12 protein-coding genes are annotated in these 14,373 nt (G+C 43.2%); 4 read left to right on the top strand and 8 right to left on the bottom strand.

Features of this window, described 5'->3' with window-relative positions; all coding sequences use genetic code 11:
- Nucleotides 1-58: 58 nt before the first annotated feature.
- Complete coding sequence (locus tag ABXS85_RS11430) at nucleotides 59-1,303, top strand: MFS transporter (protein WP_353666662.1); 1,245 nt, start codon at nucleotides 59-61, stop codon at nucleotides 1,301-1,303.
- A gap of 180 nt (nucleotides 1,304-1,483) precedes the next feature.
- Here the strand turns inward: ABXS85_RS11430 and ABXS85_RS11435 are convergent, their stop codons facing one another.
- Nucleotides 1,484-3,523 (bottom strand): phytase, encoded by a 2,040-nt coding sequence (locus ABXS85_RS11435; protein ID WP_353666663.1) that lies wholly within the window; start codon nucleotides 3,521-3,523, stop codon nucleotides 1,484-1,486.
- Between the two features lie 342 nt (nucleotides 3,524-3,865).
- On the opposite strand from ABXS85_RS11435, the gene ABXS85_RS11440 reads away from it, so the two are divergent.
- Nucleotides 3,866-4,822, top strand: a complete 957-nt coding sequence (locus ABXS85_RS11440; protein WP_353666664.1) for a GGDEF domain-containing protein — start codon at nucleotides 3,866-3,868, stop codon at nucleotides 4,820-4,822.
- A 10-nt stretch (nucleotides 4,823-4,832) separates the two neighbouring features.
- Complete coding sequence (locus ABXS85_RS11445) at nucleotides 4,833-5,858, top strand: AraC family transcriptional regulator ligand-binding domain-containing protein (protein WP_353666665.1); 1,026 nt, start codon at nucleotides 4,833-4,835, stop codon at nucleotides 5,856-5,858.
- A 45-nt stretch (nucleotides 5,859-5,903) separates the two neighbouring features.
- Here ABXS85_RS11445 and ABXS85_RS11450 read toward each other — a convergent pair whose 3' ends face one another.
- The 5 genes from ABXS85_RS11450 to ABXS85_RS11470 form a co-directional block, all read right to left on the bottom strand.
- A complete protein-coding gene (locus ABXS85_RS11450) occupies nucleotides 5,904-6,959 on the bottom strand; it encodes a class I SAM-dependent methyltransferase (RefSeq protein ID WP_353666666.1) in 1,056 nt (351 codons plus the stop codon).
- The gene (locus tag ABXS85_RS11455) at nucleotides 6,949-7,557 is read right to left on the bottom strand and encodes a gamma-glutamylcyclotransferase family protein (RefSeq protein ID WP_353666667.1); all 609 of its coding nucleotides are present in this window, start codon (nucleotides 7,555-7,557) and stop codon (nucleotides 6,949-6,951) included. Before ABXS85_RS11455 ends, ABXS85_RS11450 begins: the two co-directional genes overlap by 11 nt.
- A gap of 88 nt (nucleotides 7,558-7,645) precedes the next feature.
- The gene (locus tag ABXS85_RS11460; protein ID WP_353666668.1) at nucleotides 7,646-9,172 is read right to left on the bottom strand and encodes a DHA2 family efflux MFS transporter permease subunit; all 1,527 of its coding nucleotides are present in this window, start codon (nucleotides 9,170-9,172) and stop codon (nucleotides 7,646-7,648) included.
- Between the two features lie 9 nt (nucleotides 9,173-9,181).
- Entirely contained in the window at nucleotides 9,182-10,246 is a 1,065-nt protein-coding gene (locus ABXS85_RS11465; RefSeq protein ID WP_353666669.1) for an HlyD family secretion protein, read from the bottom strand.
- A 19-nt stretch (nucleotides 10,247-10,265) separates the two neighbouring features.
- Nucleotides 10,266-10,697, bottom strand: coding sequence for a MarR family transcriptional regulator (locus ABXS85_RS11470; protein ID WP_353666670.1), 432 nt, complete (start codon nucleotides 10,695-10,697; stop codon nucleotides 10,266-10,268).
- 190 nt (nucleotides 10,698-10,887) lie between these two features.
- Between ABXS85_RS11470 and ABXS85_RS11475 the strand changes: the two genes are divergently transcribed.
- Complete coding sequence (locus tag ABXS85_RS11475; RefSeq protein WP_353666671.1) at nucleotides 10,888-11,631, top strand: glucose 1-dehydrogenase; 744 nt, start codon at nucleotides 10,888-10,890, stop codon at nucleotides 11,629-11,631.
- Between the two features lie 16 nt (nucleotides 11,632-11,647).
- On the opposite strand, the gene ABXS85_RS11480 is transcribed toward ABXS85_RS11475, so the two are convergent.
- Both ABXS85_RS11480 and cyoE read right to left on the bottom strand, forming a co-directional pair.
- Entirely contained in the window at nucleotides 11,648-13,312 is a 1,665-nt protein-coding gene (locus ABXS85_RS11480; RefSeq protein ID WP_353666672.1) for a tannase/feruloyl esterase family alpha/beta hydrolase, read from the bottom strand.
- A gap of 133 nt (nucleotides 13,313-13,445) precedes the next feature.
- Nucleotides 13,446-14,336 carry a heme o synthase gene (gene cyoE / locus ABXS85_RS11485; RefSeq protein WP_353666673.1) on the bottom strand — a complete coding sequence of 297 codons (891 nt, stop codon included), beginning with the start codon at nucleotides 14,334-14,336 and terminating at the stop codon, nucleotides 13,446-13,448.
- Nucleotides 14,337-14,373 lie beyond the last annotated feature (37 nt).

Here is a 14,373-nt window from a genome sequence, read left to right on the forward strand (position 1 = left end):
GCGAACCCAACCTGTTCGACCTAAGACACCTACTAGATTACTGCCCATTGTCATTGTAGTGGCACGTGCCTTATCAGATTTCATTAGTGCGTTTAATACCATAGTGCTGGCCGCTTTTATTTTTTTATCGCAGAAAAACGCTTATGAACTGAGTATTTTCTTTGCCACCGCCGTCATAGGAGGAAGTGTTGCCAGCTTAATAGGTGAACGACTAAGTAAGCGAATACCTATGACTTTTAGCATAATTGGCTTAAACGGCATTAGAAGCTTGCTATTACTCGGCTTAATTCTAACGCCTTCTCATTCAATGATTTTTATCCTGCCAATCATAGGCTTCCTCGGTGGTTTATCCAACGCCTTGTTTATCATTTTATTTAATAGTCGTTTGCCTTATTGGATTAGAGCCCAAAAGCGTACCAAGATGAATGCTGCAATCACCGCTTGTTCGGCTATAGGAGCCATTCTAGCCGGTATGAGCTCAGGTCTACTGGTACAATACCTAGATTATAAAGGAGTGCTAATATTAAATGCTTCGCTATATTGTTTGGTTGCAGGACTATTTTATCTTGTACATCAACTTTCAACACAAACTGTCTTTACTGACCCACAAGTTCAAGCAAAAAAAGCATCTTTTTCTGCTGATTTGGCAAAACCTACTTCGTCGAAACACTTTATGATTGGAATATTAATCATGGTATTTCTCATCAGTTTTGCCAATGCATTTCACCAACTTGGGTTTCCTGATTTAGCTAAGTTATTATCGCCTGAAAATCTCAGCCAAAGCTTAGGTTACTTAATGTCTGCATGGGGAATAGGTAAATTTTTAGGCGCGTTTTCCTTAACTCGAACTTTAAAAATCCAAAGTAACAACGCCCTTCTTGTGATGTTTTTTGTGTGTGTGCTAGTAATGTCAAACGGGTTTATTCTCACCTTTCAGCAAAGTACGCTAAATTGGGCACTGCTATGTATCTTTATCGCTGGAATGGGTGAAAGTGGTGTGGAAGTCAGTCAAATATCCTTTATTCAAAGACAAGTGCAACAGCGCCATACATTACTGTTTAGTTACTTATCTTTTGCAAAAATGATTGCAGGAGCCTTAGGGGCTATTCTTGCTGGTCAATGCTATCGCTTTTACTCTTTTCCCTTAGTCATCTTCATATTACAAATTTGGATCCTAATCACCTTAATCATTACTGTCGTCTCGCTAAACTTGCTTCCAAAGCAATCCTCTTTTTTTGCGACAAAATTTTTTCCAAAGAACTTAAAACAAAAGATGAATATCACTCGCTATTATAAACAGTGAAAATACTTTTCTAAACGTGACGCCAAGACAAGAAGGTGATTATTGACCCCGCTCTTATGCAAAGCTAACCTCCTATTTTTTTAAAGGGCGGTAAGTAGGTGAGACATACCATACTTACCTTAGCCCAAAAAAATCATTCAACCGAACTATAAAGCCAGTAAGCTTTCGAGATAACTTTCATTAATCTCGTAGAGCTTGCTCAATATTTCGCCAATCAACTATTTTGAAATTTTGCTTTTGCGCTCGATATTCCGCATCCAAGTTATACCAATCTTGCGCTAAGAATAAACCGTGAGGATAGTCCTCTCCTAGGTTGGCGGTCACCGCGTGAATACCATCTGTATCACTGCTGCCATCTACCCCTTTCTCGTCATCGCCTATGATGGCAAAACTCGCAAGATAGCGGTTATCATTATCCAAATCATAAATGGCGTAAGTATTGTTACCTTGGCTTGAAGCAATCAGGTAATTCTCTTTACCATTTTGATACAAGGTCAAACCTTCAATATCATCTACTAGGTGTTTACCATCTACTGCGGCAAATAAACTGGCTTTAGTACTGGCATTTTCATCAGCTTGAAATGTCCAAATTGCCACATCTTCTTCACCCACATACAAAATGCCAGTAGCATCGTCTGCCACACAACCTTCGGGTTGAGAATCAACTTGCAAACGGCGAACTACTTCTCCTTCGATACCCGCTTTGGTCGCAGTAAGACGCCATTGTTCAATAACACCGTTCTTGCCATTCATAAAGGCATACACTTGTCCGCTTTTCGCCTTGTACATGCATAAGCCATATACTTCATCAACACCTGAAACGAACTCGGCAGCTTCCTCATGACGCTGTTTACCAATCGCCTTCAGTGGCTGAATAGGTTCTTTACCAGCTTGAATCTTATACAGAGCCAAGGTGTTTAAATCTCGATTGGAAGCAGTTGCCAAAGCAAATTCCGACCCATCCCAATCGGTAATGGTGCGAATATCCACGTTATTTGGTTCACCTTCTTCCAAAAACTGTACTTCGCGACCTTGAAGGTCATAAGCCATTAAGCCGCCTTTTTTATTGGTCGCTATAATCAAACTTTGTGAGGCATCTACTGGGTTCAGCCAAAAAGCAGGATCATCCGCTGCATCACCGTCTTCACTCACTTCCTGTGTTTCACCTGTTGCGGCAACTAACTTAACCCCTTCGAGCGAAAGTTGACGATGACTTTGTACCTCATTCAAATCAAGGCCTTTAAGCTGGCGTTGCAGCTCAGACAGAGGTAAAAACTCGTACACTGGTTCATCCGCTTCAGTATTACCAATCCATAATCCACTTGGCGATGCGGTAATAATTTTGGCCTCTTCCACCCCTTCTACATCAAAAGAGGCTTGTAAAGCTTGCTCAGCATCACGGTCATACATGAGAAAGCCAGCGCCTTCATCGGCGATCAAGAGGTAGCCCTTACCGTCTGCTTGATAAAGCATATCCATGCTTTCAATTTCTTCTAAATGACCAAGAGGCTGCGCCACGTCCACCAAACGACGGTCTTTCACATTTTCAGCGTCCGCACCGTATGCCCAAATTCCGACATTCTGTTCTGCAACGTATAAAGTGCCCGTTTCATCATCGGCCACGCAGGCACTCAGCTCACCACCCACTTGCGTCTCTCGCACGGCAATAGGCTTGCCTTGTTTATCTACTACGGCACTGACAATCTGACCGGCGCGATTGCGGATTTTGTATTGCACGATTTGGCCATCGTCTGACAGACCCGTAACCGTGGTTTCTCCTGTGGTAACGTTTTTATAAAGACACACAGCTTCAGGAGCAATATGAGTGTCAATACGGCCAACCGCTTGCAAAATAGGCGTTGCTTGTGGATCAATGCGATAAAACGCAAAGGCTTCTTCTTCTGGTAATCCCACCGCCAATACATCAAGACTATTCTTATCATCTTTTAGCCCATAGCGAATATCAGCTCCTAACACTTCTTGCGAAGCATCAGTGAGCAGTATACGACCAGTGCGATCAAATACTGCTAAGCCATCACCTTCTAGTGTGCTAATCAGCAGATCTTCATTGGCATTATTGGGACTAACCCAAACCGCAGCATCGGCAATGTCTTCATAGCTAACCTGTGTTTTGGTTTGGCTGGCAGTAATGCTATTCGCGTTTGCCGATAAGCAAGTCGCACTCACCATGATGGCGAGTAGAGTGGGAGTGAACTTCATGTGAACCTTCCTCTATTAATCAATATGGCTAACAAATACAAAGTTTGCTCACCTTAGTAACAGCTCATGACACTTCCATGACAGCCTTTATGACGGATGGTCAAAATACTCTCAGAAATAAGAAAATTGCCTTGATTGATCTCCTTGCTGAGCCATTAGAATTATCCGAAAAAGACAAAAAAACCATTTAAATCATAGTGTTAATTTTACAGGCAAGGATCCAATTCTGTTTTTTTAGCTAATACAAACATCTCATATGAGCTAATCGGACTGACTGTCCTAAATTTGTAATATTGCGGTCACATAATAGAAGCATTCCATTTTAGTAGACAGGAGAGCGGTATGGGTGACTGGTTGCACCGCTGGCAATACATATTTATTAGCAATTCACAGAAAATACTACGCCATAAAGCATGGCTCGCCACCCTGTTTACGATTTTCATTGTTTTGTTATTACTAAACTTAATGCAAGGTCAGGTGAAACCTCATCAGCAGTGGGTTTGGATAGACATCATAGGAGAAGGCGCCGCCGCTTTCAGTATTGTCGTTTGGTTGTTATTAGTTTTATCCATGCGACAACCCGGCCCTGTCACTAACTGGTTTGCCATTGGTTTTATTGGTATTTTTGCGGCCAACTTTCAAGACTTGCTCGATGAATGGATACACCTGCCCTTAGGTTATGAATGGGACAGTTGGGTAGAGTCACTGCCGTTAGGTTTGTTCGCACTTACCGTTGCTTTTTGGCTAAAACGCAAAGAACAACACCAGATAGACCGTTATTTGGAGAAGCGTAAAGCCATTTACCAAGACACGGGGGCATTAGACGACACCACCAGTTTACCGAAATCCGGCTTTCTCAGTAGCCAGTTAGAACAAGCCTTTGCAAAAGGCCATGCCAGCTGGCAACAACACGCCTTATTGTTATTGGATGTGGTGCCGTTTGCTGACATCAATTACCGCTACGGTGGCAAAGAAGCCGATCGCTTTCTCATCATTGTCAGTGAACTCATTAGTCTGACACTTAAATCAGAGGACAGCCTTTGTCACTTGGCTGGAGGACGTTTTGCTCTGGTTTTACATGATGTGGATTTACCCAAAGCAAAACAAATTGCCTACGAATTAGAACAGCTTTTACATCAGTTTCATTATCGCGCCCAAGGCGTCGACCAGAGCATTCGTTTAGGCGTTTCTATGGTCATGGTGATGGCAAAAGACGAACAAGAAACACCTGAACATTTATTACAACGAGCCTACCATGCTCTTGCAGTGCAGAATCAATCTGCTTTGCAGAAAGCCTAAGAGTAATAAAATGCAGAAGTGCTGGCTGGAACGTCATGATGCTTACCTTTTTGCTCATCAGCAAGCCGTGATTCTCATGGATTTGCTGATTTCTCGTGGTGTTGAAGCGAACTATTTTTTGCGTAAAACAGGTTTGTTTTATGACGATGTCACACAAGGTAAGCGTATCTTAAGCCCACAGCAATTGGCGCAGCTTTTTGACAATGCCAGCCAACCGCCATTCTTAGAGGATATCTCCTTTATATTTGGACAACGCATGCTACCTGGCTATTTCGATAGTCTTTCCCACTGTCTACAAAACTCACCCACCACATTGGATGCATTAGAACGACTGTGTGAGTTCGCCTGTTTGTTTTTTCCCTTATTAACGCCAAGATTACGTCAGACACCTAGCCATGTGTTTATTGAATTTCAACAAGCATTCGGCGCGATTTCTCCAAGCTTATTATCTAGCGAGCAGAGCCGAGCCACACGTTTTGTCAAAGAGATGACAATTACGGCTTTAGTGTCATACAGTAATTGGTTAGCGAATACTCACCTACCTTGGTCCATTTCATTAGATTATGCTCAACCGGATCATCAAGCAGAATATGAGGTGTATCTGGGAAGAGATCGTCGCTTCAATGGCAAACGTTTGTCCATGAGCATTGCCAAACAAGATTTAATTAAAGCCAACCCTATGTCTTCACCAAGCATGTATAAAATGTCGCTCACTGAGTCACGTCGAGCTTTGCAACAATTGGACGCTCCTCATAGTTTGCTATCACTGATACATTCTATTCTACATAAAGAAGTACGTAACTTACCCAGTTTAGAAGACGTGGCTAGACGCCTAAACATGAGCCCTGCCACTTTCAAACGCAAATTAAAGCGGCACCATACTCATTATCAAAAACTCTGTGATCAAGTACGCAAAGAAGTTGCCATGCAACTAATGGATGAGCTTGGCTATGATGAAGGCCAAGTGGCAAACTATTTCAACTTCTATGATGTAAGCAACTTTCGACGCTCATGTCGTCGCTGGTTTGCTTACTAGATCAGTCTGTATCCATTTAACTATCTTAAAAAGATACAAATGAAATTACTTTTTCTTCATCTGACGCGCATGATAAACAGCAAAACCTTTATCCCTTAGCAAGCGAGTGTGTGAACCTAACGCTGCGTCCAGTAATGGCGGGTATCGTAAGAAGTCATTCGCGACCACAAAGAGTTCACCATTTAAGGTTAAATGACTTTTAACCCCTATAAAAAAGCTTTCTGCGATACTGTAGTCTGTGCTCACACCCGTGTGAAAAGGCGGATTGGTAACCACATAATTGAAGCGCCCTTTTACTTCATTTAGGCCATTTGAGGCTAATAGAGTTAAAGCTTCATCGGCTTGATTGGCTGTAAACGTCAGTTGGGTAGCCTTTAAAGCCAATGCACTGTCATCCAGAGCCGTGATCTGTGCCTGAGTATGGCGATGCAACCACAAAGCGATAATGCCGTCACCACAACCAAAGTCCAGTATACGGGCTTGTGCAACCTCGCTCATGAAACGATGGGATTGTAGTTGTTCTAACAGTAATACCGTGCCTTTATCGAGTTTGCCGTGGCCAAAGACCCCAGGCAAACTGCACAGGGTCATTTGCTGCCCTGCTACCTCCACTTGCCATGGAGTGACCCAATCTGCAAATACAAACGGCTTAGCTGAAGCCTGTTTATAGCCTGTAAACAACAAACAATGTTTGGCACTGTCAACTTTACCAATATCCTCTAAATGTGGCTCCAAGCGCTTCATAGAGGACTTAACACCACTTTTGTTATCACCAACCAACCAAATTTGTCCACCTTCTTTTAAATGAGGCAGTACATTGGCAAGCAAATAGTCCAATAATTCTTTCGCTTTGGGTTGATATATCACCACATGATCAAATTCTACTGGCAATGACCATTGCTCTGAAAATAACAATTTATCCTCAGCAAAACCCACTTTAAGTAAAGCATCATAACGCGTCTTAGATTGGCACCAAGCATACACATTGGCATGAGCAGCCAAGCTTTGAGGATAAGTGTCTTCTGGATTAGCAAATAGCAGGGTGCCTTGCAATTGCTCCTCATTACGGATCAATAACTGGCTGGTGGGATTAAAGTTCATAACTGACAGAAAGCTCTCGTTCAGACAAATTGGTAACAGTTGCTATTAATTGATTTAATGGTTGAGTGGATAAATCAGCTTGTACTCTAGGATATCTGGGTACTAAGCGATCATTTAAAGTAGGCTGATGCCAACCTTGTGTGAGTAGTAAAAAATCATTCGCAAAGGTTTTGCTGTGTTCCAAGCACCCCGCCAAAATCACATCTACATAACTCAATGCAATAGGGCAATGTGAATCTGGTGGTACCACTTGATGAGTATGATAAATCCAGTAGGTGCCTTGTGGTAAAGCTTCATCCTGATAAGGAGTGAGAGATTGTGGGGCAATTTGGCTACGCTGATAACCACGCTCTCGCTCGTCAAATAAAGTAAACTGGTCATACGCGACTTCCACCAAGACACCATTACAATAAGCATCTGTTTGAGCCACAACCGCTACCGAGCTCATACCAAATTCTGTCGACATTACAGACCAATGACGTGCATAGCCTTGAAGTTTGACTGGCCAAACGTTACCTGTTTCACCCGTTTTGGCTCGGCTGTCGGCATTTATCAGACTGCCATAACCCAAAATAAAGTGTCGTCCACTGGTACTCAAATTGACTCTCCACCATCGACTAGCATTAAAGCACGCATAATAACGCGTGCTCCGGCGAGTCGCCAGCCTAAAGCCATAAACAAAAGGATCAAGCTGACTGTTTAGGAGTGCCTTTTAGTAACAGAACAAGCGGTAATGCTGCCAAGGTCACCCACATCATGAAGCGAAAATCCTGCAAGTAGGCTAGTATTGTTGCTTGCTCATTTACCAAAGCATTCAAATTGGCTAAGCCTGTTACATGAGTAATGTCATAAACACCTGCTTGTTGCGCAACATCCAAACCAAGATTAAACGGATTAATATAATCTGCAAAAGCAGCGTGATTAATCTGTATACGCTGAGCCAAATAGGTGGTCACTATAGAAATGCCAATGCTGCTACCAATGTTACGCAATAAGCTAAACATGGACGTGCCTTCATCACGATATTTCGCATCCAATGTAGCAAAACTGATGGTCGATAGGGGTACGAAAACAAAACCTAAACCCACGCCTTGAACCATTCCCGAACGAATAATGTCCCAAGCGCTCACTTCAGCAGTAAATAAGGTCATTTCCCACATGGAAAACGTAATAAATAACAGTCCTAATGTAATAAATGCCCGTGGATCCACCTTGTTAGATAGTCGTCCCACTATGATCATGGCCACCATGGTACCAAAGCCACGTGGTGCTAGAATCGTTCCTATGTCTACCACTGGATAACCCATCAGAGAACTCATGAAAGGTGGTAATAGTGTCATTGAGGCTAACAAAATGACACCTACAATGAAGATAAACACCATGCCAACACTAAAGTTGCGGTCTTTAAACATGGCAGGGTCAATGAAGGGATTGCTGTGAGTAAAGATATGGACTAAAAACATATAACCACATAATAACACCAATAGGGCTTCCACCATGATTTCTGTGCTGTTAAACCAGTTTTGTAACTCGCCACGATCCAGCATCATTTGTAGACTGCCAATAGCCACTCCAAGCAAGACAAAGCCATACATATCAAAACGACGCGCCTTATCCAACTTGCTCTCCGATAAGAAACCAGCTAACCCTAACCAGGCCAAAATACCGAAAGGTACGTTAATGTAAAACACCCAACGCCAGCTGTAATACTCTGTTAGTAAGCCACCAAGATAAGGCCCTAGAATCGGTCCCACCATGACACCAACTCCCCACATTGCCATGGCCGGACCATGTTTTTCTTTTGGGTACGAGTCAAGTAATACCGATTGCGACAAAGGTACTAAGCTGGCGCCAAATATCCCTTGTAACAAACGAAACAAGACAATTTGATTTAATGATTGAGCGGCACCACATAAAATAGAAGAGACAGTAAAACCCACAATCGACCACATAAACAGACGCTTTCGCCCTATCTTGGCCGATAATACACCGGTTAATGGCATACAGATCGCGGCGGCCACGATATAAGAGGTCAGCACCCATGAGATTTGATCCTGCGTCGTGCCCATAGTGCCTTTCATATAAGGCAGGGCCACATTCGCAATGGTGGTGTCCAAAGCCTGCATTATGGTCGCCAGCATCACAGAAACGGTGATCATGATGCGACGCGTCTGATCACTTTTCAACGAACTGGTTGAGGTTAAAGCTGCCATGAGAATGCGTTACCACGAAAGTCCAAACAATTGACGATGATGCTCTGTATCTATTTTGACTACCGAGCTAAAACCTGTACGCAATTCTGGCAAATTTTGATTCTCGTCCAACACTACTTTCACCGCCAGACGTTGGGCAATTTTCACCCAATTACCTGTGGCATTTTCAGCTGGAATAACGGAAAACTCTGAGCCCGTGGCAGGACTAATGCTTTCCACATGACCAACAAAGGTTCGATCTGGATAAGCATCCACTTTTACTTCTACTGATTGTCCTTTTTTAACATAGGTTAGGTCTTTCTCTGTAAAGTTGGCTTCAATCCATTTGTTTTGATCAGCAACCACCACCATTGCCGTAGCACCTGCGGTCAGATATTCCCCTTGATGAGGCACTTTCGCTACTACACCGGATACTGGAGAGCGCACATCAATATGGCTTAAATCCGTTTTCGCTTGGTTCAATGCGGCTAATGCCGCTTGATAACTAGGGTGTTCTTGAAGCGGAGCAGTAGGGTTTCCTCCTAAGGCTTCTTTTAGTCGATCCAAATCTTTTTTCAAAGTCGCGACATTCAAACGACTGACTTCCGCGGCTTGTTTAGCTTGATCAAATTGAGTGTCAGAAATGAATTTTTGTTTTAATAAATTGGCCTGGCGCTGCTCTTCGCGTTGATTGAAATCATAAGTATTTTGCGCCTGCGTTATCTCTGCCACTTTCTCTTGATAGGCTGCTTTCTGTTCAAGGATATTCAAACGTACTTGCTGTAATTCTGCTGCTGCTTTGGCTTCGGCTAATTTAAAGGGTGTCGCATCTAACTCCAGCAACAGTTGCCCCGCCTTTACCGGTTGATTATCTTTCACTATAAGACGCTGAATAGACCCCGACACTTCAGCATTAATACTGGTGATATCGGATTTAACATAAGCGTTGTCCGTTTCCACATAACGCCCCCCTGTTAAATACACACCTGCTGCGACAACAATGGCCAATACAGGTACAGCGATCAATAACACGCGACGCAATGAGCGTTTCGCAACTTGCTTTGGCACTGAAGAATTTGTTTCATGTTCACTCATTAGCCTAAATCTCCGAAGCTTAGGTATCAGGTAGAGAATCATTGGCAAGGTTTTCATGCATTTTGTTCATCACTTCCATCGCAGCTTGTATTTGCTCTTCACTTAAGCCTTGTAATGCTTTGCTGCGCACACGCTGGATTTCTTTGTCTATTTCAATCAACCAAGTTGTCGCTTGTTTGGTTAAAAACAAAGCATTAGCACGCCTATCCTTAGGATCTGCCTTTCGTTCAACCAAGCCGTCAGAGACAAGTTGATCAATTAACCGAGCTAAGGTAATAGGCTGAATATCCAATAATTCCGCAAGTGCTACCTGTCTGATGCCTTCATTTCGTGACACATATACCAGAGCGCGAGCCTGCATAGGCGTCATCCCTAAGTCACTTTTGCGGTATTCGCGACGCATAAGACGCAATATATCCGTGATCAAAAAGTTGATGTTTTTAGATTGCATTAAAACCACCGATTTAATATTTATTAATTATTATATACATTACTTACTATTCTCAATCTACTGCCTCGAATGTATCAAATACTTCCTCAATAACAGACTTTCCTCCTCCTTGATTCCTTTTTTACATGGATTTCATCCAATAACTTCTGGCTTAATGTGACCATGAAATGGACAACACAAGGAACAACTCATGAGTAACCCAATCCTGCTTATCACTGGAGCCAGTCGAGGCATAGGTGCTGCCACGGCCAAGTTAGCCGCTCAACATGGCTATCATGTAATCGTTAATTATCGAACAGAAGCGCAACTGGCAGAAAAATTGGTAAACGAGATTCGCCAACATGGTGGTCAAGCAAACGCCATGCAGGCAGATATGAGAGATGAAGCGAGCATAGTGGCGCTATTTGATCAGATTCTTGAAAACTGGGGGCCAGTTTGTGGCTTAGTCAATAATGCTGGTATTTTAGAGACACAAAAGAGCTTCTCTGAACTGTCATTGGAACGTTGGCAACGAATTTTTTCAACAAATGTTTTTGGGCCTATGTTGTGTTGCCAGCAAGCCATCAAACACATGCGACAACATCAATTAAAAGGCAGCATAGTGAATGTATCCTCTTTAGCTTCAGTTGTGGGTGCACCACATGAATACGTGGATTACGCAGCCAGTAAAGGAGCGTTAGACACCATGAGCAAAGGCTTAGCGAAAGAATTAGCCGCAGAAGGAATTCGCGTTAATACGGTTCGTCCAGGCTTTATTTATACTGAAATGCATGCAGATGGCGGAGAAGCCAATAGAGTGGATCGCCTCGCGCCAATCATTCCTATGCAGCGAGGTGGACAAGCCACTGAAGTTGCCGAAGCTATCCTTTGGTTATTAAGTGATAAAGCCAGCTACAGCACAGGAAGTTTTATTGACGTAGCAGGGGGACGCTAGTCTTGTAATAAGCAATTTAACGTGGCACCACGCAACGAAAAGAAGACGCGGATTTCATATCTCCTTGCCAATATTCAGCATAACTAGGGTAAGGACATAAAGGACGGGTTAATCCTGCCATTCTTGAACTCAATTCGGGATTATCTATGCGTGTCGCAGCGATTACTTGCTGTGGCTGAGCCTGACGCTCTACCCATTGTACTAAGGGCTGCAACATATCGAACTGATCAGTAGACAAGCCACCTTGTTGATGTGGCATACCGGGGATACGATAAAAACGCACAAACTCACGCGCTTTTCCCACTAAAGTAAAATCCAAGAAGTCATACCAGCGTGTCGTGTCTTTCACAGAAAACACTGGGTCACTATTGCCCTGAAACACTATCATCTTTCCACCAGCTTGTTTGAATTCAGTAAGCTTAGGTTTTGCCGCATCGGGTGGTGTCATCATAGTCATGGGCGAGACATCAAATTCTTTTGATACAGCATAGATCTTTTTCGCATCACGATTAAAATCAAATGAGGCTAAATAATCACTTAACGCATAAATATCGCCTTCACTCTTAGTTGGCGGCACAGTATAAAGGTTGGCCAAAGCACTCGCCCCCAACACCAATCCCGCAGGCATATTGTCCCAAGCGTCGACTTTGCTGCTGATTTTCCAACCACGCCAATTATTGGATTGCATTCCTGTATCATAAAACCAACTGCTGTAAAGTGATTGGTTTTTATCATTATGCGGCCCTTTGTGCATCTTCACTAAAGCGCCTATTTTTTCAGTGGATAGACAATCACGGTCAAACTCACTCTTACACACCAGTGAAGTTGGTTTGAATACTGTTTGACAGGCGTCTGTAGCAAAAATCAAATCATCACTAATGCCATCTAAGGTATCGCACTGACGGATCAATTCGCGAGAAATAAACTCCAAGTCCCGAACGGTTAATGAAGTGCGAATATCGTCATTGATTTGACGTAATATTTGATAATCCCAAGCATGCTGTAATACGGCTTTAGGCGCATTAAAACCAGGTGAGGCGACTAGTAAACCATCAAACATATTAGGAAAACGAGTCGCAGCCACCATAGCAGTTCTTCCACCATTGGCTTGACCTATTCCGTATTTATACTGCACAGGCGCCGCATAATATTGTTCAGCAAGTTTAATGGCAACAGGCATCACCTGAGCCATAGCTTGATAAGCAAAATCTTTACGTGCTGTGGCATCGTGACCAAACAAAAAAGATTGTGAAAGGCGACCAGATAAGGCGGAAAAGGCACTGTTGTCGTGCCCCTCATTGGAAGACACAACAGCGAAGCCTTGGTTGATGGCATATTGGTTGTTGGTTAAACCGGTGATTTTACCCAATGCAGGCGCTATTTCACCACCGAAGGCCGTATTAAACTGATAAGCCAATCGACCTTGCCAACGCGAAGGCAAACGCAACTCAAAGCGGGTGTTGTAAAACACGCCTTCTTTACCAATACGACGGGAGACGACGCCCGTCACCTGACAATAAGGAGAACTTACTTGACCATTCGGTAATAACATAGTGGTCTGTAATTCAAGCTTATCTGAGGCTTGCGACATGAGCCCTTGGCACTGCACTGTATTAGCCCACATCTGACTCGACATTAAGATGATGAGCAGTACCGTTGAACTGGTGAACAACCTCTTCATTTCTCTTCCTTATATGGAATCTACGCCTTAATGGCTATTCAAAATAACCAATAATCAGAGAAATGGGAAGAAGTCTTAAAATAGAAGAGGGAAATAAAAACGGGCTCATCATGAGCCCGTTTTAAAAATCACTTCAGTGTGCCGATAAGACTAACAAATTTGGTGAGACTTCATTGAAATCAATCGCCATAGTAACACTGAGAGCTGTAACCGTAATGATGGAAAAGAAGAACACTTGACGTGCCCAACCATTCAAATCAATATCCGCACGATAACCTCGTAGTGCCATTGCTAACCACCATAGACTGGTCGATAGAGCCACCACCATAAAACCAATGCCAACATAGCCAGCTAAAGGTAAAAGGGCTGCGACGACTGCAAAGGCGGCAATATGCAGAATAATATGACGTTTTGCCTTAGCAATACCTTGCGAGACGGGCAATACTGGAATGCCTGCCGCTTTGTAATCATCAAATCGAAAAATCGCGATTGCATAAGAATGTGGCATTTGCCAAATGCTGAACATAGTCAACAAAATGGCAGCACCAGCATCAAATTGGCCGGCTGCAGCACAATAGCCTACAACAGGTGGCACAGCACCAGAAAGGCTTCCAATAAAAGTGCCGTAAACAGACTTGCGCTTAAAGTACAAGGTGTACAGACCAACGTAAACCACATAACCAAAAACAGCAAAAGCCACTGCTACCCAGTTAGTGAAATACCCCAGCAAGGCAAAACCAATCACGCCTAATACCACACCATGAAAAAAGGCAGCTTTTCCAGACATTTCACCATTTACCGTTACGCGATTACGCGTACGCTTCATTTTGGCATCAATGTCTCGGTCGATGTAGTTGTTAATGGCACAACCGGATGCTACCACCAAAGACAGCCCAATCACTGTCATCAGCATTAACATCCAATCGATATTGCCGCGAGCGGCTAGAAAATAACCACCCGCAACAGAGATGAGGTTGCCCATAATGATGCCAGGCTTAGTCACCTGTAAATAACGCTTAAACATCTTCAGGGTACCCAAATGCATTAATCATAAATTCACT

The sequence above is a fragment of the Marinomonas sp. THO17 genome, assembly GCF_040436405.1.
Lineage (GTDB): Bacteria > Pseudomonadota > Gammaproteobacteria > Pseudomonadales > Marinomonadaceae > Marinomonas.

What these genes read in the sequence shown, in the direction of transcription:
- cyoE (WP_353666673.1), bottom strand. Translation starts at nt 14,336, where the DNA reads ATGTTTAAGCGTTATTTACAGGTGACTAAGCCTGGCATCATTATGGGC.
- ABXS85_RS11475 (WP_353666671.1), top strand. Translation starts at nt 10,888, where the DNA reads ATGAGTAACCCAATCCTGCTTATCACTGGAGCCAGTCGAGGCATAGGT.
- ABXS85_RS11440 (WP_353666664.1), top strand. Translation starts at nt 3,866, where the DNA reads ATGGGTGACTGGTTGCACCGCTGGCAATACATATTTATTAGCAATTCA.
- ABXS85_RS11445 (WP_353666665.1), top strand. Translation starts at nt 4,833, where the DNA reads ATGCAGAAGTGCTGGCTGGAACGTCATGATGCTTACCTTTTTGCTCAT.
- ABXS85_RS11465 (WP_353666669.1), bottom strand. Translation starts at nt 10,246, where the DNA reads ATGAGTGAACATGAAACAAATTCTTCAGTGCCAAAGCAAGTTGCGAAA.
- ABXS85_RS11480 (WP_353666672.1), bottom strand. Translation starts at nt 13,312, where the DNA reads ATGAAGAGGTTGTTCACCAGTTCAACGGTACTGCTCATCATCTTAATG.
- ABXS85_RS11450 (WP_353666666.1), bottom strand. Translation starts at nt 6,959, where the DNA reads ATGAACTTTAATCCCACCAGCCAGTTATTGATCCGTAATGAGGAGCAA.
- ABXS85_RS11460 (WP_353666668.1), bottom strand. Translation starts at nt 9,172, where the DNA reads ATGGCAGCTTTAACCTCAACCAGTTCGTTGAAAAGTGATCAGACGCGT.
- ABXS85_RS11435 (WP_353666663.1), bottom strand. Translation starts at nt 3,523, where the DNA reads ATGAAGTTCACTCCCACTCTACTCGCCATCATGGTGAGTGCGACTTGC.
- ABXS85_RS11470 (WP_353666670.1), bottom strand. Translation starts at nt 10,697, where the DNA reads ATGCAATCTAAAAACATCAACTTTTTGATCACGGATATATTGCGTCTT.